This is a genomic window from Janthinobacterium breve, assembly GCF_051380895.1.
Classification (GTDB): domain Bacteria; phylum Pseudomonadota; class Gammaproteobacteria; order Burkholderiales; family Burkholderiaceae_D; genus Janthinobacterium.
On the sequence record NZ_JBNYXY010000007.1, the window covers coordinates 412,264 to 431,377 of the forward strand.

The following is a 19,114-nucleotide window of genomic DNA, read 5'->3' on the forward strand; positions in this document are numbered from 1 at the left end:
CACTCCTTTGCTAGGCCGCGTGCAGCGGCAGGATCACGCGAAACGTGGTGCCCACTTGCGGCTCGCTGCGCACTTCCAGGCTGCCGCCCACTTCGCGCAGGTATTCGCGGCTTTCGAACACGCCGATGCCCATGCCTGCCGTTTTGGTCGTGTCAAACGGTTTGAACAGGCGTTCGCGGATGAACTGTTCGCTCATGCCCTGCCCCGTATCGTCGAGTTCGACCACGGCCGTGTGCTGTACACGCCGCAACCGCACGGCCACCTTGCCATCGCTGGCCGTGGCCTCGATGGCGTTCTGGATCAAATGGCCCAGCACGCGTTCCAGGCGCGCACGGTTGGCCAGTACCGTCAGCTCGCCATCGACGATTTCCAGCCGGGGTGCCGGCGCCAGGCTGGCCTTGGCGGCCACGGCCTGGCGCAGCAAGCCATCGAGCAGCAGCGGCGCCGGCGCTTCCGGCGCCTCGCCGCGCGCCAGCTTCTGCAGCAAGGTCTTCATTTTCTGCACGGAATGATCGAGCGTGTCCAGCATGTCCTCCTGGAAGGCAGGATTGGCGCGGTGCTTTTCGGCATTGCTCAATAACAAGGACAGCTGGAACACCAGGTTTTTCAGGTCGTGCACGATAAACGTGGACATGCGGTTGAACGAATCGAACTGACGCGACACCGTCAGGGTATCGAGCGATTCGCGGTGCGCCAGGTAGCTGGCGGCCTGGCTGCCGGCAATTTTCAGCACGTCGCGGATTTCCCAGTTCAAGCCGATGCGCGTGCGGGGCCGCGCCAGCGCGACAAAGGCGAACAGCTGGCCATGCAGCATCAAGGGCACAAGCAGCCACACTTGCGGCAGCGCCAGCAGCGCCAGCGGCAAGTGCAAGCCGCCGTACTGGCGCGGGTTTTGCTGCCAGTCAGGCACGTCGATCACCCATAGCCTTTCCTCCAGGAACTGGCACAGGCTGCCTGCCGCCGGCTCGCTCCACGTGCTCGGCGGCCAGTTCCAGCTGGCGGCCGGGACAAACTGCCCCTGTTCGCGCAAGATCCACAGCGCGCCGGCGCGGCTTTCCACCAGCTGCGCCATGGCCTGTATCGTGCGTTCGCCCAGGGCCGGGCCATCTTCGGACAGCGCCCGCGTAAATTTCAGCCATTCCTCACGGTAATCGAAGATGGCGTTATAAAAATGCTTGTTGATCGTGACCTTGAGCTTGGCGCGCAGGCTGCCGGAAAACAGCACGCCCGCCAGCAGCAGGGCTGCACCGCCCAGGTAAGCCATCTGCATCAGGGAACCCCAGGTGCCGCCGAAATAGCGCAAGTAATAGGCGCTGGCCGCCATGGCCAGCAAATAGATGGCCGAACCCAGCAAGGCGGCCGAGCGGTACAACATCTGGCGCGAGACGGACAGGCCCAGCGCCCAGCCCGGATTGCGCGCCGCCGACACGGCCAGCAGCGGCGCGCACAGGGCGTCGACGATGCCGCGCGCGGCCCAGATGTCATCGTTGATCGCGCGAAACAGCAAGGCGTCGCTGTACAGATAAAAATCGTAGGCAAACAGGCCGCCCACGCCCAGGCACGCAAACTTGATGCCCCAGCGTTTTAAGGGCGGCGTGTTGCGGTACCACTGTTCCACCAGCAGCATGCCCAGCACGGCCAGCAGCAAACGGCAGACACTGGCGATGATGCGCGCCGGCAAAGGCAGCGCCAGCCAGGAGGAAGCCATCGAAAACAGCCAGGGCGCCAGGGCCGTGAAGGCGATGCCCAGCAGCACCAGGCGCAAGCGGGGACGCGACGGTTCGATCAGCAGCAGCAAGAAGACCAGCCAGGCCAGGGTACGCAGCAGTTCGAGCGCATCGCCGGCCAGCGCGATGCGCTGTCCCAGCAGCACCAGCACCACGGTGCCCGTGGCCCAGCCCCCCGTCGCCAGGCACGCCACCAGCAAGGCGCGCACGTTTTGCCGCGCGCGCCAGTTGCTGATGAGCAGCAGCGCCAGCACGAAGAAGGCCAGCGACGCCAGGCCATGGCTGAGGGCCGCCGCGTCGGCCGCCGCCAGCCAGTCCGACTGTGCCCCCATCATCGGCTGCCCTTGCCAAACAGCACCACCTGCACCGTGTCGAGCAGGATCAGCAAGTCGAGGAACAGGCTATTGTTTTTCACATAATACAAATCGTATTGCAGCTTCTTCACGGCATCGTCGACGGAGGCGCCATATTGATAGCGCACCTGCGCCAGGCCCGTGATGCCCGGTTTGATGCTGTGACGAATGTTGTAGTAGGGCACCTGCTGCTTCAGTTGCTCGACAAAATACGCGCGCTCGGGGCGTGGCCCGACAAAACTCATCTCGCCGCGAAACACATTGAGCATCTGCGGCAACTCGTCGATGCGCAGCTTGCGGATCAGATTACCCACGCGCGTAATGCGCGCATCGTTGCTCAGCGCCCAGATGGGCTTGCCGTCGCGCTCGGCATCGCAGCGCATGCTGCGAAATTTCAGCACGTTAAAAGGCAAGCCATCGCGCCCCACCCGCTCCTGCTGGTAAAACACGGGCCCGCCGTCTTCCAGGCGGATGCACAGCGCCGTCACCAGCATCACGGGCAGCGCCGCCAGGCAGATGACGCTGCTGGCAACCAGGTCGAATAAACGCTTCGAGGCGGCGCGGAAAAAACTCTGGTCGAAACCGCCGCCATAGATCAGATAGCTGGGCTGCAAGGAATCGATGCGGATCTGGCACGCTTCGCGCTCGAAAAACGTGGCCGCATCGATCACCTTGACACCGCCCAGCGCGCATTCCAGAAGTTGCTTGGCAGGAAACGCGCCATTGCGCCGGTCGCTGACGGACACGACGATCTCATGCGCGGCATGGCGCTGGGCCATGGCCAGCAGCGACGGTTCGGCCGGCAGCAAGGCCGAGGCCGGCACGCAGCATTGCTCGCCAGCCACATCGATACAGCCAACCACCGTAAACTGGTGGAAACCGATCTTGCTGGCTGCCAAGTCCATGCATTCGCGCGCCAGCGCCCCGCCGCCCACCAGGATCAGCCGACCTTCCATCAGCGCCGATTGCGAGGATTTGAACACCACCAGGCGCGCCAGCAGCACGCCGATGGCGCCCAGACCGAAGATCAGCACGCTGCCACGCCCGAAATGCAAGGACGGGACGAAACGGATCAAGACGCTGAGCACGGCAAAACCCAGCGCGAACGACGGCAGGATGCGCAGCAAGGTGTTGCGGATGTCTTCACGCGAGCGGTGCTGGTACATGCCCAGCGCACTCATGCTGAACACGATGACCAGTGCGAAGATCGCCGACGATAGATAGACCTCGCCCACCCGCAGTGCGCGGCTGCCGTCCGCCAGCCATAGCAGGGATGTCAGGGTGGCCGACAGCAGCAGGATCAGGATTTCCAGCAACAGCAGAATAAACGCTGTTTTCGAGACATAATGGCTGAAGATGCGGATCATGGTTCCTCCTGCGGCAAAAAGCATCAGGCCGCGCACAGGGCGACTTGCTGCTGTCTTGCCATGATGGCGAACTGTTCCACGAAGACATTGATGCGCCACAAGCTACGGCCCCAGCTATCTTTCGCTGGCAGAATTTATCTCAACACATTACCGAATGAGGGGAAATGGCATATAGTATGCTTCCCCTAAAAGAGATAAATGTCATGAAATTTGATGTAGCGATTGTCGGCAGTGGCCTGGCGGGTTTATCGGTTGCACTGCATTTAGCTGAGACGCGCACTGTCGCGATCATTTCCAAACGCGCGCTGCTCGATGGCGCCAGCAACTGGGCGCAAGGCGGGATCGCGGCCGTGCTGGACTCGGGCGACAGCCACCAGCAGCATATCGAAGACACCCTGATCGCCGGCGGCGGCCTGTGCGACGAGAGCGCCACGCGCTACATCGTCGAGCACGGCCGCGAAGCCATCGAATGGCTGATCGAGCAAGGCGTGCCATTTACGCGCGACGCCACGGCCGAGCTGGGTTTCCACCTGACCCGCGAAGGCGGACACAGCCAGCGCCGCATCATCCACGCGGCCGACGCCACGGGGCACGCCGTGCAAGTGACGCTGGAAGAAAAGGTGCGCGCCCATCCGAACATCAGCCTGTTCGAACACCATTGCGCCATCGACCTGATCACCTCCGACAAGCTGGGCATGAAGCCGACCCAGCGCAATGCGCAACCGCATTGCCACGGCCTGTACGTGCAGGACGAGCAAACGGGCAAGGTGCACACCTTTGCCGCCGAGCACACCGTGCTGGCCACGGGCGGCGCAGGCAAGGTGTATTTATACACCACCAACCCGGACACGGCCAGCGGCGACGGCATCGCCATGGCCTGGCGCGCCGGTTGCCGCGTGTCGAACATGGAATTCATCCAGTTCCACCCCACTTGTTTGTACCACCCGTATGCCAAATCTTTCCTGATCACCGAAGCCATCCGTGGCGAAGGTGGCTTGCTGAAACTGCCGCCTGAAGCGGGCGCGGCAGCGGGCACGCGCTTCATGCTGGCCCACGACGAGCGGGCCGAACTGGCACCGCGCGACGTGGTGGCGCGCGCCATCGACTTCGAGATCAAGAAGCGGGGCCTCGATTACGTGCACCTGGACATCAGCCACAAGCCGGCCACATTCCTCATCGAACACTTCCCCACCATCTACGCGCGCTGCCTGGAACTGGGCATCGATATCACCAAGCAGCCGATTCCCATCGTGCCGGCCGCCCACTACACCTGCGGCGGCGTCGTCACGGACCTGTCCGGCCGCGCCGACTTGCCGGGCCTGTATGCGGTGGGCGAAACGGCTTGCACGGGCTTGCATGGCGCGAACCGCCTGGCGTCGAATTCCTTGCTGGAATGCATCGTCATCGGCCGCGCCTGTGCGCAAGACATCGAAAGCAAGGAAAAACTGGGCACGCCGTATCTGCCCGACTGGGATGAAAGCCGCGTCACCGATGCGGATGAGGAAGTGGTGATTTCCCATAATTGGGACGAGCTGCGCCGCTTCATGTGGAATTACGTGGGCATCGTGCGCACGACCAAGCGCCTGGAACGGGCCCAGCACCGCATCGCCCTGCTGAAAGAGGAAATCGACGAGTACTACCGCAACTTCCGCATCACGCACGATTTGCTGGAACTGCGCAACCTGGTCGACGTGGCCTCGATGATCGTCAACAGCGCCCTGTCCCGCCGCGAAAGCCGCGGCTTGCACTTCAGCCGCGATTATCCGGAAACCCTGCCGAAAGCAATCGCCAGCGTGCTGACGCCGCCGCATCGGTAGACGATAAACCAGCCGCCTCCAGATTCTGAAAGCAGGCACATTGTGCGATCAGTCATTACGGTGGTCCGCTATCGGCCAAGAGCGGACATTTATCCAACTCGGAGATCAGATGCGCATCGTTGGCTGGCCAGAAGAACCCGACGCAGATGGCTGTATTCTTCCTGTGACGATTGTTGATGTGGATTTTCACGGAACGCCGAAAGAGCAGCGCGCGATTGGCGAGTTTTTGTTGAAGGCAGCGGCAGAACTCGACCTTGCCAAATCCAGCAACTCGGCATTGCATGTGGGCGTCGATCTAGGGAACTCCAATCCGTGTGCTGGAGTTGGCCTATCTGTCAATGTCGTGCGCCATACGGATGAGTAGTTTCCGTAATACGCAGTGCCGTCCGCTTCGGGGCGGAACCTACCGACGACCGCAACCGGCCAGAAGCGGACATCACGAACTACTCCTCAAACAACTTTTATCTAACTGCCAATGCTTAAGCTGCTTAGCAAACTTTTGGGTCGGGACTTGACCGCCCCACCTGAGCCACCTGTTGAAGAAGACGAGAACCTCTCGGACGCACAGATTCTGAAAGAATATTTTTCTGCATCTACACAGGCTAAACAAGCCCTAAGACGTTTCCTTACTCTCATAACTGCGCAGTTGGGAACAGAGGAAAGTCAGCGCTTAACCAAGCTTGTAATTTCACATTTAGGGCGCGGAGATACAACAAGTGAAGCAATCGAGAGCGGCATACTCGACGACGAGGGGCAGCGGCGGGGCAAGTGGGTTTTGCTGCAAGTCGACTGGAAGGCCACTGAGGAAGTGGAATGGCAGGCGAACGAACTGCTTACCGTTGCCGGAATTAACGAAACCTGGCACCTGCAAGGCGGAACACATACGACGGTTCCGAGAGCGCTGCTAAAGTTTTCCTCCTGGGTCAAACCCAGGGGGGGCCGTTTGCTTCATCTCGACTTAGGAAACGATGCGTATTACGCACTGCTTATGTCGGAGGAAAAATCGGCAGAGATTGTTCAAATTGCGAAGGAAGCTGGTCTGAAAGTTAAGGAATCAGATGAGTTTGAAGTCGAGCATCGGCCCGAATGACGCAAGAGAATCTGTTGGGCGAATGTGGAGCGGCGCGTCATGTGATTGCTAGGTCGCCGTGCTAAGGTCCGCTCCGGGGCGGAACCTGCCAACGACGGCAACCGGCCAAAAGCGGACCAAGTCAACTGAAATAAGGAGGTGGTGTGTCAGTCGCAGATGAGTTTTGCAAGGCACTGGATAGGGGGATGGGCGAACTCAGCGATGATGAGTGGTCTGTCACGAAGATCAGATAGCGCGCGCTTATTGGCGTGGCCCCAAACGACGCATTCGGTAGCATTTCCGGGGTTTTGAATTTAGCAGGCAAGCAGTCAGACGAATATGCTTTCGTATCCTGCTGTTGGTTTGCGATGGATTTGGTGAGACTCAGTGATACGACCGAGCCTCCATCGGGTGTGGCGGAAGTGTTGATTTCGCTGCAACCAGCAGCAAAGAAATTTGGAGCTGCTAAGGAGTTAAAAAATATTGCTAACTGGTATCGGCTGACAATTTGAAGCAACGTCAATAGGCCACTACCGGCCAGGAGCAGCCAATCACGTTGACGTGACAATACGTGACTCTTCTCGCTTGATAATTCGTTATGCTCGCGGGCCGCTGGCGGCAAAAAACGCTCGTTGATTTTTTATTAAATATTCCTTTATTTTTTTGCTGGCACGACATGGCCGTAAAACCAGAACAGCTACATGAGCTTTTAACGTACTGCTTTGACTTTGCCAAGCTGATGCTGTCCGACTCAGGTGAATTTTACCCATTCGGAGCTGTTCTTGGCTTTGAAGGGAAATTAAACGCGGTGGGTATCCATGATGGGAACGAGCACCCAAATCCGCAAGATTTATTTCGTTTACTTGAGGATACGTTTAAAGTCCAAGCAGCCAGAGGAGAAATTATTGCTTCGGCGATGGCCGCGAACGTCAACATTCCTTCGACGTACGAATCTCCGTGTCCAGATGGAATTAGAGTGCACCTAGAGGGTAACGACTACTCGCGCTTTATTTACTTTCCGTATCGCATCTCTAAAATTGGTATATTTAAAAGGAAAATGAAAATTGAAGTATTGGAGCCATTTTCAGTCGAGATACAACCCTCATTTTTTGCGAAACCGTCCGCCCCAGGAGCAGCTTAGCCTAGGGCGGATTTCGGCCAGGAGCGGAAGTTCACGACGTTATTGAAGTGCAGTTTAAGGTTGCCCTATGATTAGTAAAGAAAGCGCTCCGGCACCATGGGCCACACTAATGTACGAGCTTGAAGATGCGCGAGAACACTTGACCATGCTCATATCGGAGATGCGTAGCGAGGTTTACTACGATGAGGTAAATCTGCGCATTGACCTCGGCCATGTCTTTGCACACTTGAACAGGGCTTGGCATCTGCGTGACTTGACGGAAGACCTCGATCAAGAGCAGTGGCAGCGCGCCAGCCAATTCCCCAAGGACTTAGACCCTATATAGTTCGTGGACGATCGGCTGGATGCGGCCAGAAACAGACATTCAAGTTAATGTGACAATGTGTGACTTTTCTCGCTTGGTAATTCGTTATGCTCACGGGCCGCTGGCGGCCCGAAGCGGACGCCGTGATATCGAATCCGTATGTCCACACGAGGAAACGAAGCCTATGAATAATTTTTGAACAATTCTCTTACTGCCACATTAGTGCCGCGTTGGCAAACATCGATGCGTCGACCATTCCGGATATCTACGGATTGTCATTCTTCATTTACGATAACGACGACGATCCGCGTTATCCGGTTCTGCAACTTGGTTACAATACATTGACGCATTTGACGGAATGCAGGGCCTCAGCGTCCGATTCCGCAGAAGCGAAATGGAACTTCGCCTTTTGAATCCAGAACGAATTGAAATACATTGGTGAGCCCGATACGGAAGGTGGCCAACTGCTGGAAGAGCTTCTGAAGGCATGAGGGCTTTGGTACTCAGCTGAAGATGAGGAAGCCGACTTTGATCGGTGCATGCGCATTGGAAGCGACATCACCGCCTACTTTGTAGACGCATGCGTTCGGATCGCACAGGCACTTCATGAAAATGGCGTTATCGAACAGTACTTTTCACGCCCGATCCCGATTCTCGTACATGAACTCGAATACTATTACTAGATTGCTATACAAACTCGATTGGCCAATCCGCCAGGTTTGGCGAAAGAATTTGAAGATTGGATCGCTAACATGTAATGGCATCTGTCAGCTATTTAGAGCGGAACCTGCCAACCACAGCAGTCGGCCAGAAGCGGACGCTGCGTTAGAGCTACACCCGGCCATGATTGACTCGACAGATATGTGCAACAAGCAAGTAACGATAGATCTTACCTACGCGAAGAATGCATTGTTCGTTCGTCAATCCATTGCGGTCGCTTTTGGCGTGCCAATCGATAGGGAAATAACTTGGGTCTTCCTTCAAAATCTGCTCTGTAATTCCAGCGAGTTTGCATTACCTGCGCGGGTGTTAGTCTATGGCCTGCCAAGTGCTAACGGCGCAATTGGAGATGAGATTCGAATGCTCCGCACCTTTCTCCGCGCGCTAGCGACAACGCGAAGCATCGAAGTTCAGATTGTTTTGCACGATTAAACATGTAGCGCTCTCCCCTACTCTTGCGGCGACAGTTGCCGTACACTGTATGGCTGAGATCGGCCACAAGCGGACCTTCGGGGACGAGCATAAACAGGAGTTGTGAAACATATTGGAAATCGGAATGACGACAGAGCAAATGCAGTTACTCGATCGCCGGAAAAGGGATTTCCCGGTATTTTACGAACAGCTGATTCCGTCGCTTGTCGACTTCGTTAGTAAGATGGGAATTAATCCCGCACACGAGGTACTGAACAACGCTCCAATGTTCGTGCCGCTTTTGTCGACGGCGCTAAGGAATTTGGACGTTATAGACGAAGAGGACAAGGCATGGCTGCTGGCCCGACTTGGGTATTTTATTGGCGAGTACTTTACGCAGAAGTATTCCGGTGCTTGGTACCCCAATGAAAACCCGGCATCCAGATATTTTGCGCGATATGTGGTTGGGAAGTTCTCGATAGCGAGTCAGCGTGAACTCAATCTGGACCCGTTCATGATAGCTGAGGCCTACATTAGCATCCCTATGCCGCGTGCACTCGAACCTTTGCTGCAAGAAGCTGAGCAGGAATTGATCGGTTCGGCGTAGGTTACCGACGACGGCAGCCGGCCAAAACCAGACATACGCGACTGTATTAACCCCAAATTCATTAACGAAATTGATGACGACAATTCTTCAAGACGTAGTCAATACGGCGAAGCGCGCCGTAGAAACCTTTCATGACCGGTCGAGTGGCCGTCTGAATTTCTCTGAGAACAGTCTTTCAATCGTGGAAGAGATGCTGGCGGAAGCTTCGGGCTACATCGATGAAATGTCCCAGTCGGAGACTTCAAGTTTAGTTAAGCTCTTTGGTTGCTACGTCCTTGAGGTTGCACGCACCCGGTACGGCGGTGAGTACGAGTGGCTCGACGAGGAGCGAGGCCCCGTGCTTGTTGTCGGCGAACCTGAGACGCACATTGCCATTGCTACCTGGGCAAGAATACGTAGTCGGTTGAGCGGTGACCCGGCCGATAACATCCCGTTTTTCTACCGAGGTTTTTCCGACATGGCCGGTACGCTAGCAAATGGAAAACGCACACTGTTCGTCTGATTCAGCTGGGTTTGGCGGTCCGCTTTGGGGCGGAACCTGCCAACGGCATCAGCCGGCCAGAAGCGGTCATAACAGGCATTATTCCGTCAGTCCGTTGCGGAGCCAAGCTGCTTGTCGGCAGCTTTCATTCTGTGTTCAACAAAGCTGATACTAAAAGACAACAGCAAAGCAGCAGCGGCGAATCCTGCGGCAAGCCAGAGGTTGGCTGAGAGGCCTAGCCTGTCCACGGCCTGGCCACCGCCCCACGCCCCGAGCGCAATGCCAACATTAAATACACCCACATATAGCGCCGCGACTATCTCCACGGCCCCGGGCGCCGCCTTCATCATCAAGCTCATCAGGCCGACCGATACGCCACCGTAGGCCAGTCCCCAAGCCAGCAACACCACGCCGCCGCCGACACTGGAGTCGCCGACAGCCAGGAACAGTAGCGGCGTGAGCAGCAGGCCGCCCGAGATAGTGATGATGGTTGGCGCCGTGCGCCGCACCGCAACGACACCAGCCAGGAAGTTTCCAATGATGCCCGCGAGACCATAGGAAAACAGCAGTGCGCCTAGCCATTGCGTATCAAACCCCGACACTGACAGCAGTAGTGGGCGCACGAAGGTGAAGGCCATGAAATGGCTAGTCACCAGCAACAAGGTCAGAAGCAGCCCCGCTTGCAATTGTCGGTTGCGTAGCTGTTTGCCGAATTGGTGCAAGGTCGCCGAACTGGCAGTGGGCAGCACGGGAATGACAGCCAGATGCAGCGCCAGTACCAAGCCGCTAAACAGCGCCATGACGCCAAAGGCCCAGCGCCATCCTGCAAAGGCGCCGATTTGTGCGCCAAGCGGCACACCCAGCACAGAAGCGGCCGCCACTCCACCGAAGATAATCGACGTTGCCAGGCCAATCGAGCGAGCAGGAACAAGCCGGGAAGCCAGGCCACCGGCAATGGCCCAGATTCCGCCCATGCAAAAACCGACGAGAACACGTGCAGCCAGCATCCACGCCATATTCTGCGCCAATGCCGAGGCAGTGTTCGCGATCACCAATAGACTCAGCAAACCACAAAGAATTTTGCGCCTGTCCAGGGTTCCCGATGCGATCACGACCAGCGGCGCGAACATGGCCGCCAGCAACGCTGGCAGCGAGATCATCAGGCCAGCGCTTCCCGTGGAGGCGTCCAGAGTGTCGGCAATCGGCGTCAACAGGCCGACCGGGAGCATTTCGGTCGTCACTACCGTGAAGGTGGCCATGCCGACAGCGGTGACCGCCAGCCACGGGTGGCGGACAGAGGTTTCTGCTACAGCGTAGGGAGACGTACTCATGGTTCATATCCTTCATTCAATCATTAGATAAACGGCTTGTGCCGGGAAGGCGGCGTCGGGTAGCTGTTACACAATTGCTACGCAGTGGCATGTCAAAACCCCTGGTGCGGAGCACAGCAGGCAGCTCCTGCCAATGCGTATCGATCCCCTACATGCGGTACTTGCAATGGAGACACGCTGCAGTGATAATACATACAGTGCGTATGAATAAATTATATATTCATACGCACTGTATGTAAACAATCATGCGCTATGTATGTAAGGAGAAAGCAATGGTTCGCCGCACCCGTGTCGAAATGGAAGAAACCCGTGCATCGTTACTGGCCACTGCTCGCAAAGTTTTCAGCGAGCGCGGTTATGCCGACACGTCAATGGACGACCTCACCGCGCAGGCAGGACTGACGCGTGGTGCGCTGTATCATCACTTCGGCGACAAGAAAGGCTTACTGCTAGCGGTGGTAGAGCAGATCGACGCGGAAATGGATGACCGCCTGCAAACCATCTCAAACAGTGCCGGAGATCTGTGGGAAGGCTTTCGCAGCCGCTGCCGTGCCTATCTGGAGATGGCCCTGGAGCCGGAAATTCAGCGCATCGTTTTAAGAGATGCCAGGGCGGTCCTGGGTGGCGCCTCACCGGATTCGCAGCGCCATTGCGTCGAGTCGATGCAAGGGCTTATCCAAGAGCTGATTCATCAAGGCATCGTGGCCGACGCTAGCCCACGGGCACTGGCTTCGCTGATCTACGGCAGTCTGGCAGAAGCGGCGTTCTGGATCGCAGACGGAGACGAAGGCAATGCGCGATTGATAAAAGGAGTTGCTGCACTGGAATTGCTACTACGCGGGCTGTTAGTTAAAAGGTAACCGCAGAAAGTTGTAATGTCATCGCGCAAGGCAGTTAAATCGTTGTTGGGCGAGAGACCACCAGAGAACTCAACATTTTTCGTTGCGGCAGCGACTGTTTCGGGGCGAAAGCTGCCAACCACAAAAGGCCCTGCCCGGTACAAGCAGCCATGCGCCACGGTCCAGTCCGGGCTGGCAACAGTATTTATATGCGAAATGGCGCCACCGGCGCGGTGCTGGGACCGGACGAACTCTGGACGCCATCCAGTGTCATCGCCAGTACCTGTACATGCCCCGCAAAAAGGCTGGCCACGCATCAATAATCACACGGCAACGACTCCCCGAATCACGGTTCCGGCATCTCGACTTCGATGCCATCCTGCGTGTACGAAAATTTGGCCGAATCGCCAGTACATTCCCCCTGCGGCTCGTCGGCCACATAGCGGCATTCGCTCTCCACGCTGCCATCCTCGCGCCAGTGCCGCGTCCAGCCCTGGCGCTCGCCGTTCAAGTATTCGATCAACTGGCGAGGCTTGCCATTCGCATACCATGAACGCAATGCGCCCTCCTCGCGTCCACCGGCGTTCCACTGTTTCTGCACGAGCAATACGCCTTGGCGGCTGAAGAGCTGTTTGCTACGCAACACGTAATGACCACTGTGTGTGTGCCTGCTGGCCACCTTGCCGTCCGGATAATACTCGACGCTTTCGCCAGCGGGCATGCCATCGACATAGTTCCCCGTGCTGCTCACCTTGCCATCAGGAAAATAGCTGGTGCTGGGGCCATTGAGCCTGTCGTTGACGTACAGTTTGCGACTTTCCACCTTGCCATCCGGATAAAATAACAGCAGTTCGCCTTCAGCCTGTCCCTTGATCTGCGTCATGCGCGTGCGCAGCTTGCCGTTTTCATCGAAGGTTTCCATCAGGCCATCGGCACGGGCGCCATTGCGGTAGGTGCGCGACTCGATGAGTTTGCCATTTTGGTGATAGGTCTGTTCCTCCCCCTCCTGCACGCCATTGCGCCATGTGCCGCGCATGGAGATCTTGCCGTCCGGGTAGTAGCGGGTCTGCGTGCCCTCCTGCACGCCGCGCCCGTCCTGCTCCACCTGCATTTCCAGCGATCCATGCGGGTAATACATGGCGTAGTTACCCACCAGCTTGCCCCGCAAATAATCGGGATCATTGACCAGGCCCGACAGCCGCCGTGGCTCGCCTTCGCGCACGTGGAATACCTCGACTTGCCAGGTGCCGGGCGTCTTGCCTGGCGGCAGCGGCAGGACCAGCGCATAGCGCGCCTGTTCCATTGCCTCGCCGCGTGACAGGTTGTGGTTCAGGTATAAACGGGCCTTGCCATCGGCGCAGTGCGCATCGCAGCCGCGCAACATGTGGATGACGGGAATGGCATCGGCCCCAGTCCGGTCGGGCGCCGGGCAGGCACGCAGGCGTACCAGCAGCGGGTTCCTGTCGCGTATCATGTTGGCCAGCTCGGCCTTCATGACGCCATACTCTTCCTCGCTCAGTCCGACCGACGCGGCATCCATGCGCAACTGCCGGCCGCGGCAGCCAGTGTCGTCGTCCACGGTCAACACGTCGCCGCTGCCGGGCGCGGCCGTAATCGCAGTGATCACTTGCCGCTGGACGATCTCGGCGTGGGCCAGCGCCGGCAACAGCAGCATGGCGCCAAACAAATGTTTCAAAGTGCGCGCCATGCCTGCTCCCTGCGCAACAGCTCCCGCGCTGGCGGCGCGTCACCACATGCGCCCTGGGCCTTGCCGGCTACATACTGGCATTCGATTTGCAAGCTGCCATCCTCGCGCCAACTGCGGCGCCAACCATCGCGCTCGTCGTTCACGTAGTCGATGGAATGCTCGGGCTTGCCGCTTTCGTACCACGAGCGCGACGTGCCCTGCTCGCGCAGTTGCTGGTCCCATTTTCGTTCCAACACCAGCACGCCCTGGGGGCTGTAGCGCTGGATACTCAGCAGCCCGCCCTTGTCGCCGTACTGCTGGCGGCTTTGCACCTTGCCATCAGGATAGAATTCCAGCGCCTCGCCCGTGGGTAAATTGTTGACTTCCGTCATGGTGCTGCGCACGGCGCCATCGGGGTAGTAACTCGTCGTCAAGCCATTGGACTTACCCCGCTTCGTTTCCGAGCGACTGGAGACCTTTCCATCAGGGAAGTAAGTGAGCAGTTCGCCTTCGATGGTCTCGTTGCGCAAAGTGTAGCTGGTGCTCAGCTTGCCATTCTTGTCGAAGGTTTGCACGGGCCCGTCGAGTTTCCTGCCGTCGCGGTAAGCCGTCGCCTCGCTCAGCTTGCCTGTGGCGTGATAGCGCTGGTGTTCACCCTCGGGCAAGCCATGGTGCCAGTCGCCGCGCAGCTCCAGGGTGCCATCGGGAAAATACTCGCTGCTGATGCCGTGCTGTTGGCCCTGCCCATCTTGCGCCACCTGTTTTTTGATCTTGCCGTTGGGGTAATACGAGACATAGCCGCCCACCAGTTCACCGGAGGCATAATCGGCCCTGTTGACCTGCCCGGACAGGCGCAGCTTGTGGCCGGTGACGCTGACAATATCCACCTTCCACGTACCAGGCAGCTTGCCTTTCGGCAGGGGCAACAGCAGCACGTTGGCCGCCTTTTCCTGCTCGATGGGGAAGAAACGTTCGTGCAGGTACAGCCGCGCCTGGCCATCGGCGCAGGAGGCGGGGGTGCAGGCGGCGATCTGGCGCACCATGGGCACGGACCCATCTACCGGACACTTGTCCAGGCCGACGAGCATGGGCGTCCTGGCGCGGATGTGCCGGGCCAGATCGGCTTTCAGTGCCTCGTACGGCGCCTCGTCCAGCTTGACCGATCGGGCATCCATGCGTATCTGCTTGCCGCCGCAGGCCGTCGTGCCAGCAATAGTGAATACATCGCCGCCTTCGCTATCGCGTTCGCTGTCCATGCTTGCCAGCACCTGGCGCTGCACGATTTCCGCCTGCGCCGGGCCTGGGCACAGCAAGGAAGCGCCAAGCAGCGCGCATAGGGTCTTGATTTTCATGGTATTCCTTTAATTTTCGCCGGCATCGGCAGCATCGGCCGGCACGAAGCTGACCCGGCCATCGCGGTAGCGCACCAGCACCACCACCTTGGCATCCTGCAACTGGCCGTGCTTGACGGCCGGCAAATAGGTCCAGCGCTTGACGCTATCGAGCAAGACCTTGTTGAGCATCGCTTCCATCGGCCGTTCCGCCGCCGCATAGCTGAGGCTGCCGTCTGCCGCGATGCTCAGGGTCAAGCGGTTTTCGCCTGACGATTGTTTCTCGTCAAGCACGCCATACGTCACCGTCGTCATCGTCTCGCGCTGCACGCCGCCAACCTGGTCCGGCAAGGGCGGCAAGGCCTTGAGCTTGGCCGCCAGCAGCGCGCCATCGGCCAGGGCCTTGTCCCAGCGCTTCTGGTAGGAGCCGGGCTGGGCCAGACGCAGCACCTTGGCGGCCCGGTCCATGCGCTGCGCCGTGGCGGCGACGCCATTGTCGGCCGGCTCGCCCGGTTCCGTCGGCATGGCGTTCTCGACCGCGTACCGATAAGACGTCAGCTGCGCCAGGGCCACCATATTGACGGCATCTTGCTCATCGCCGCCGCGCAGCAGCGCCGTGGCAGCGATGCCCAGCCAGGCCACGCCATCGGTGGGACGGGCCCAGACGGCTTGCTCGAAATACTGGCGCGCCGCCTGCGGTTCATTCAGACTCAGGTGCATGCGGCCCATGGCCGCCGCTGCCAGGTGGTCGCGCGGGTCGGCTTGCAACTGATCCAGATAGGTTTTCGCCAATTCCGGGGCGTAGCCGGGCATCGCGCCCAGGCCTTCCATCAAGGTGGTGCGCAGCCGGGCGCGCACCTTATCACCCTCGTAGCGCGAAGACTTGTCCTCTCCCGCCCGGTACAGCAATTGCAAGCCGCGCGTGACGGCGTCGTCGTCGCCCTTGCTAACCGCTTGCGACAGGCTGTGCACGGCCTTGCGCGCGTCCGACTGCTGGAAACCGGCCGTCTTGCGCTGGCGCCAGCTAAATACTTCCAGGCCAGCCGCCTGGTCGGCTTGCGCCTGCAAGCTGGCCTTGGTCTTGACTTCATCGGGCGACGAAGTCCAGGCCGTAAAGCCGATCAGGAACAGCACGATCAGCAGCACCACCACGGCCCAGCCCTTGCCGGTGATACCGCCGCTGCCCGCCACATTGGCAGCGGGAATGGCGACCGGCGCCTGCCCCGGCGCCGTGCGGCGCGCGCTGCGTTGCTGCGGCAACGATTGCTGTTGCAGTTGCATCTGCTGCGCCTGCACCGAGGCTTGCGCCGCCGCGCTGATGACCTTGTCGCGCGCGCAGGCGGCGCAACCCTGGCCCGCAAAATGCTGGTGTTCGGGGTTCACGGTACACACGACCAGCTTGCCGCCGCTGCGCTGCGCATAGCCGCGCAGCAACAGCGCCCAGTCGGCCGCCGACGGCCGCTGGGGCTTCGGAGATGGCGAAAAGGCGCGGTCGAACATGGCGCGCAGTTCGGGCGGCATCAGCGCGTGGCCGCTGGTGGCGTTGGGCGCCAGCTGCTTGTGGCGTTTTATTCCGTATGCGTAGCAGCCGTCGCGGATGCGCCCGGGAATGTCGGTCGCCACTTGCGCATTGCCGGGCCGCCCGCTGTACGGGTGGATGCCGAAGTTGAGCAATTGGAAGATGACGACGGCCAGGGCGAAGCGGTCTTGCGCCATTTCCGTGCCCGCAGGCATGCCCTTGCGCTGGAATTCCGGCGCCAAGTAGTCGGCCGTGAATTGCTCGGCAGGAAAACGCTCCGCATGACCCTGGATGCTGAAGCCGTCGCAATCGAGCATGGCAATGTACAGGGAATCGCGGTAAAAGCGCAGATTCACCGGTTTCAAGTCGACCACGTAGTGCTGCTGCTGGTGCAGTGCATCGATGACGGCGGCCAGATTGGCAGCCAGGGTCAGCTTGGGACCGAGTCCCGTGGGCAGTCCGGCCGCGCGCGCCTGGCGTTCCTGCATGATCTGTTCCAGCTCGGCCGTTTGCGCCATGTCCAGCAAAGGCATGACGAAACCGGCAAAGCCTCCCTGGCCGTCGAACACGGCCGCTTGCGGCCAGGCGATCTGCACGTAGCGCTTGCCGTTTTCCAATTGGTCGGGCAGCTCGGGCGACAGTTCCAGCATCGCTTCGAGCTTGCGCCGGTTGGCGGCCCGGTCCAGGTGCGGATGGTACAGCTTGGCGACCTGCGCGGGCGCACCGGGCAACAGGTACACGCTGCCCGCGCCGCCGCTCTTGACGAGTTTTCCCAGTACCAGACTTCTGACTTTATCCAGCCAAATTTTTCCACCCGGACTCAGCCCGGGTGTCACACCTTGCTTCTTGCTCATGCGCGCAAAGCCAGCAGCAGGGTCTTGTCGTCGCCCGTGATCTGGTGCGTGCGCGGGTCGGCCAGGGTGGACGCCAGCGCCGCATTACCCAGTTCCACGCTCCCGACCGTGCGCAGATAGCCTTGCACGGCATCCATGAACGGCGCATACAGCGCCCCATTGTTCTTGCTCATGGCAAAGGGCATGCAACCATCGGACATCAGCACGACGCCGCGCACGGACTGGGGAATCGGCAACAGGCGCAGCTGTTCGCGCCAGCGCTCGCCGCTGATGAAATAGGTTTCGTTGGCATATTCGCCGTTGGCGGGCAACGAGATGAGTTCGCCGCCATCGCCCAGCTGCGCCACGCCCAGGCCGTCGCCCAGGTGGAAAAAGAAGCCCTTGTCGGCGCCCATGACCACGCCGACGACTGTGGAAGCGTAGTCATCGAGGGTGGCGTTGGCGGCATGGGCGACGTCGTCCAGCGCGGCGCGGATTTGCGCCAAGGTGCCGGCCAGCGCGCCGTCCACTAAATCCTGCACGGTGGCGCCCTGCTCCAGCCGTCCGGCCAGCGCTTGCACGGTTTGCGCAGCAACAAACTGCGCGCCCTGCTCGCTCAGCCCGGCCGAACCGGCGCCATCGCAAACGATGGCCACCAGGACGTCGCCCACGACGGCGTGTGCGTGCGCATCCTGGCAAGGGATATCCTTGTCCAGGTGCGCCTTGCCCGTGACGGACGCGCCAAACACGCGCCAATGCTTGCTGTGTACTATCGCCATGGATCAGCGGGCTTTCACGTATTCACGACAGACCAGCCGTCCGTCGAAGCCAGCTGCGCCTGCGCACCGGGACGCGATTGCGACACCACCTGCATGCTGGCACTCAACCACAGGAACAGTTCGCGGAACTGCAAGCCCTTCAGCTGCTTCACGCCGCGCTCGCCACGACTGGAAAACTGCCCCAGGGTATCGATATTCGCGTTGTCGCCCACGGCGATGGGGAAGATCGCCACTTTATTGGCCTGCTCGGCTGCGCGCGCCTGCTCGGCGCCCTGCTGCCAGCGGTCCGTCGGCTCGCCGTCCGACATCAGGAACAGCCACGGCCGCGTGTACGCCACGCCCGCCTGGCGGAAGCGCTGCTTTTCCTGCTCGATCTCGGCCAAGGCCAGCTCGACGGCCGCACCGGTCGGCGTGGTGCCGTTCGCCTCAAGATGGGGCGCCGTGAAATCCATGGCGTCGCACCAGTTGCTGGCCACCACGGCTTCATCTTGGGCGCCATACTGAATCACGAGAATGCGCACGCGCTTGGCGGCGATCACATCGGACTTGAGTTCCTGTTCCAGCAAGGCCAGGCCCTCGTTCAGCAGCGAGACGGGTTCGCCATCCATGCTGCCGGAGCAGTCGAGCACGAGCACCAGCGGCGTGCGTTGTTCGGTGTTGTCGACCAGGGCGACGTCGGGAATCATTATTGAACTCATGGGCAATCGGTAAATGTGAAATCGGACATAGTGCGAATCTTACATCATGGACGTGTTTTAGCCGCGCGAGTTTCCTACAGAACACTATCCAGGCAGATTT

At 59.6% G+C, this 19,114-nt stretch carries 17 protein-coding genes; 9 read left to right on the forward strand and 8 right to left on the reverse strand.

The window, feature by feature from the left end; translation table 11 throughout:
- Positions 1-10: 10 nt before the first annotated feature.
- Entirely contained in the window at positions 11-2,062 is a 2,052-nt protein-coding gene (gene prsK / locus ACQ4W0_RS16305) for an XrtA/PEP-CTERM system histidine kinase PrsK (protein WP_436577669.1), read from the reverse strand.
- The gene (locus tag ACQ4W0_RS16310; RefSeq protein WP_436577670.1) at positions 2,059-3,447 is read right to left on the reverse strand and encodes a TIGR03013 family XrtA/PEP-CTERM system glycosyltransferase; all 1,389 of its coding nucleotides are present in this window, start codon (positions 3,445-3,447) and stop codon (positions 2,059-2,061) included. The genes prsK and ACQ4W0_RS16310 overlap by 4 nt, the downstream gene beginning before the upstream one ends.
- 203 nt (positions 3,448-3,650) lie before the next feature.
- Here ACQ4W0_RS16310 and nadB point away from each other — a divergent pair, with 203 nt between their 5' ends.
- The 8 genes from nadB to ACQ4W0_RS16350 all read left to right on the forward strand — a co-directional run bounded on the left by nadB (position 3,651) and on the right by ACQ4W0_RS16350 (position 10,018).
- On the forward strand, positions 3,651-5,264 hold the full coding sequence (gene nadB, locus ACQ4W0_RS16315; RefSeq protein WP_436577671.1) for an L-aspartate oxidase: 1,614 nt from the start codon (positions 3,651-3,653) through the stop codon (positions 5,262-5,264).
- A 109-nt stretch (positions 5,265-5,373) separates the two neighbouring features.
- Positions 5,374-5,628, forward strand: coding sequence for a hypothetical protein (locus ACQ4W0_RS16320; RefSeq protein WP_436577672.1), 255 nt, complete (start codon positions 5,374-5,376; stop codon positions 5,626-5,628).
- A 147-nt stretch (positions 5,629-5,775) separates the two neighbouring features.
- Complete coding sequence (locus tag ACQ4W0_RS16325) at positions 5,776-6,354, forward strand: DUF6630 family protein (protein ID WP_436577673.1); 579 nt, start codon at positions 5,776-5,778, stop codon at positions 6,352-6,354.
- Positions 6,355-6,931: 577 nt separating this feature from the next.
- Positions 6,932-7,474 carry a hypothetical protein gene (locus tag ACQ4W0_RS16330; protein ID WP_436577674.1) on the forward strand — a complete coding sequence of 181 codons (543 nt, stop codon included), beginning with the start codon at positions 6,932-6,934 and terminating at the stop codon, positions 7,472-7,474.
- Positions 7,475-7,541: 67 nt separating this feature from the next.
- Entirely contained in the window at positions 7,542-7,799 is a 258-nt protein-coding gene (locus ACQ4W0_RS16335; protein ID WP_436577675.1) for a hypothetical protein, read from the forward strand.
- Positions 7,800-8,621: 822 nt separating this feature from the next.
- The gene (locus tag ACQ4W0_RS16340) at positions 8,622-8,930 is read left to right on the forward strand and encodes a hypothetical protein (RefSeq protein ID WP_436577676.1); all 309 of its coding nucleotides are present in this window, start codon (positions 8,622-8,624) and stop codon (positions 8,928-8,930) included.
- A 124-nt stretch (positions 8,931-9,054) separates the two neighbouring features.
- Positions 9,055-9,516 carry a hypothetical protein gene (locus ACQ4W0_RS16345; RefSeq protein WP_436577677.1) on the forward strand — a complete coding sequence of 154 codons (462 nt, stop codon included), beginning with the start codon at positions 9,055-9,057 and terminating at the stop codon, positions 9,514-9,516.
- 73 nt (positions 9,517-9,589) lie between these two features.
- Positions 9,590-10,018: a hypothetical protein gene (locus tag ACQ4W0_RS16350; protein WP_436577678.1), complete on the forward strand. Its 429-nt coding sequence runs from the start codon at positions 9,590-9,592 to the stop codon at positions 10,016-10,018.
- An 86-nt stretch (positions 10,019-10,104) separates the two neighbouring features.
- On the opposite strand, the gene ACQ4W0_RS16355 is transcribed toward ACQ4W0_RS16350, so the two are convergent.
- Positions 10,105-11,328 carry an MFS transporter gene (locus ACQ4W0_RS16355; RefSeq protein WP_436577679.1) on the reverse strand — a complete coding sequence of 408 codons (1,224 nt, stop codon included), beginning with the start codon at positions 11,326-11,328 and terminating at the stop codon, positions 10,105-10,107.
- A 272-nt stretch (positions 11,329-11,600) separates the two neighbouring features.
- On the opposite strand from ACQ4W0_RS16355, the gene ACQ4W0_RS16360 reads away from it, so the two are divergent.
- A complete protein-coding gene (locus ACQ4W0_RS16360) occupies positions 11,601-12,188 on the forward strand; it encodes a TetR/AcrR family transcriptional regulator (protein ID WP_436577680.1) in 588 nt (195 codons plus the stop codon).
- 325 nt (positions 12,189-12,513) lie between these two features.
- Here ACQ4W0_RS16360 and ACQ4W0_RS16365 read toward each other — a convergent pair whose 3' ends face one another.
- The 5 genes from ACQ4W0_RS16365 to ACQ4W0_RS16385 are packed head-to-tail and all read right to left on the reverse strand — an operon-like array spanning position 12,514 to position 19,014.
- Positions 12,514-13,875 carry a toxin-antitoxin system YwqK family antitoxin gene (locus ACQ4W0_RS16365; protein WP_436577681.1) on the reverse strand — a complete coding sequence of 454 codons (1,362 nt, stop codon included), beginning with the start codon at positions 13,873-13,875 and terminating at the stop codon, positions 12,514-12,516.
- Positions 13,860-15,206: a toxin-antitoxin system YwqK family antitoxin gene (locus ACQ4W0_RS16370; protein WP_436577682.1), complete on the reverse strand. Its 1,347-nt coding sequence runs from the start codon at positions 15,204-15,206 to the stop codon at positions 13,860-13,862. The genes ACQ4W0_RS16365 and ACQ4W0_RS16370 overlap by 16 nt, the downstream gene beginning before the upstream one ends.
- A 9-nt stretch (positions 15,207-15,215) precedes the next feature.
- Positions 15,216-17,558 (reverse strand): hypothetical protein, encoded by a 2,343-nt coding sequence (locus tag ACQ4W0_RS16375; RefSeq protein WP_436577683.1) that lies wholly within the window; start codon positions 17,556-17,558, stop codon positions 15,216-15,218.
- Positions 17,555-18,316, reverse strand: a complete 762-nt coding sequence (locus tag ACQ4W0_RS16380) for a PP2C family serine/threonine-protein phosphatase (RefSeq protein WP_436577684.1) — start codon at positions 18,314-18,316, stop codon at positions 17,555-17,557. The genes ACQ4W0_RS16375 and ACQ4W0_RS16380 overlap by 4 nt, the downstream gene beginning before the upstream one ends.
- Before the next feature lie 14 nt (positions 18,317-18,330).
- Positions 18,331-19,014, reverse strand: a complete 684-nt coding sequence (locus ACQ4W0_RS16385) for a vWA domain-containing protein (RefSeq protein ID WP_436577685.1) — start codon at positions 19,012-19,014, stop codon at positions 18,331-18,333.
- Positions 19,015-19,114 lie beyond the last annotated feature (100 nt).

Excerpts from the sequence above, each read along its gene's own strand:
- ACQ4W0_RS16375 (WP_436577683.1), bottom strand. The coding sequence starts at position 17,558 with ATGAGCAAGAAGCAAGGTGTGACACCCGGGCTGAGTCCGGGTGGAAAA.
- ACQ4W0_RS16370 (WP_436577682.1), bottom strand. The coding sequence starts at position 15,206 with ATGAAAATCAAGACCCTATGCGCGCTGCTTGGCGCTTCCTTGCTGTGC.
- ACQ4W0_RS16320 (WP_436577672.1), top strand. The coding sequence starts at position 5,374 with ATGCGCATCGTTGGCTGGCCAGAAGAACCCGACGCAGATGGCTGTATT.
- ACQ4W0_RS16380 (WP_436577684.1), bottom strand. The coding sequence starts at position 18,316 with ATGGCGATAGTACACAGCAAGCATTGGCGCGTGTTTGGCGCGTCCGTC.
- ACQ4W0_RS16310 (WP_436577670.1), bottom strand. The coding sequence starts at position 3,447 with ATGATCCGCATCTTCAGCCATTATGTCTCGAAAACAGCGTTTATTCTG.
- prsK (WP_436577669.1), bottom strand. The coding sequence starts at position 2,062 with ATGATGGGGGCACAGTCGGACTGGCTGGCGGCGGCCGACGCGGCGGCC.
- ACQ4W0_RS16355 (WP_436577679.1), bottom strand. The coding sequence starts at position 11,328 with ATGAGTACGTCTCCCTACGCTGTAGCAGAAACCTCTGTCCGCCACCCG.
- ACQ4W0_RS16335 (WP_436577675.1), top strand. The coding sequence starts at position 7,542 with ATGATTAGTAAAGAAAGCGCTCCGGCACCATGGGCCACACTAATGTAC.
- ACQ4W0_RS16350 (WP_436577678.1), top strand. The coding sequence starts at position 9,590 with ATGACGACAATTCTTCAAGACGTAGTCAATACGGCGAAGCGCGCCGTA.
- ACQ4W0_RS16360 (WP_436577680.1), top strand. The coding sequence starts at position 11,601 with ATGGTTCGCCGCACCCGTGTCGAAATGGAAGAAACCCGTGCATCGTTA.
- nadB (WP_436577671.1), top strand. The coding sequence starts at position 3,651 with ATGAAATTTGATGTAGCGATTGTCGGCAGTGGCCTGGCGGGTTTATCG.
- ACQ4W0_RS16385 (WP_436577685.1), bottom strand. The coding sequence starts at position 19,014 with ATGAGTTCAATAATGATTCCCGACGTCGCCCTGGTCGACAACACCGAA.
- ACQ4W0_RS16330 (WP_436577674.1), top strand. The coding sequence starts at position 6,932 with ATGCTCGCGGGCCGCTGGCGGCAAAAAACGCTCGTTGATTTTTTATTA.
- ACQ4W0_RS16340 (WP_436577676.1), top strand. The coding sequence starts at position 8,622 with ATGATTGACTCGACAGATATGTGCAACAAGCAAGTAACGATAGATCTT.
- ACQ4W0_RS16345 (WP_436577677.1), top strand. The coding sequence starts at position 9,055 with ATGACGACAGAGCAAATGCAGTTACTCGATCGCCGGAAAAGGGATTTC.
- ACQ4W0_RS16365 (WP_436577681.1), bottom strand. The coding sequence starts at position 13,875 with ATGGCGCGCACTTTGAAACATTTGTTTGGCGCCATGCTGCTGTTGCCG.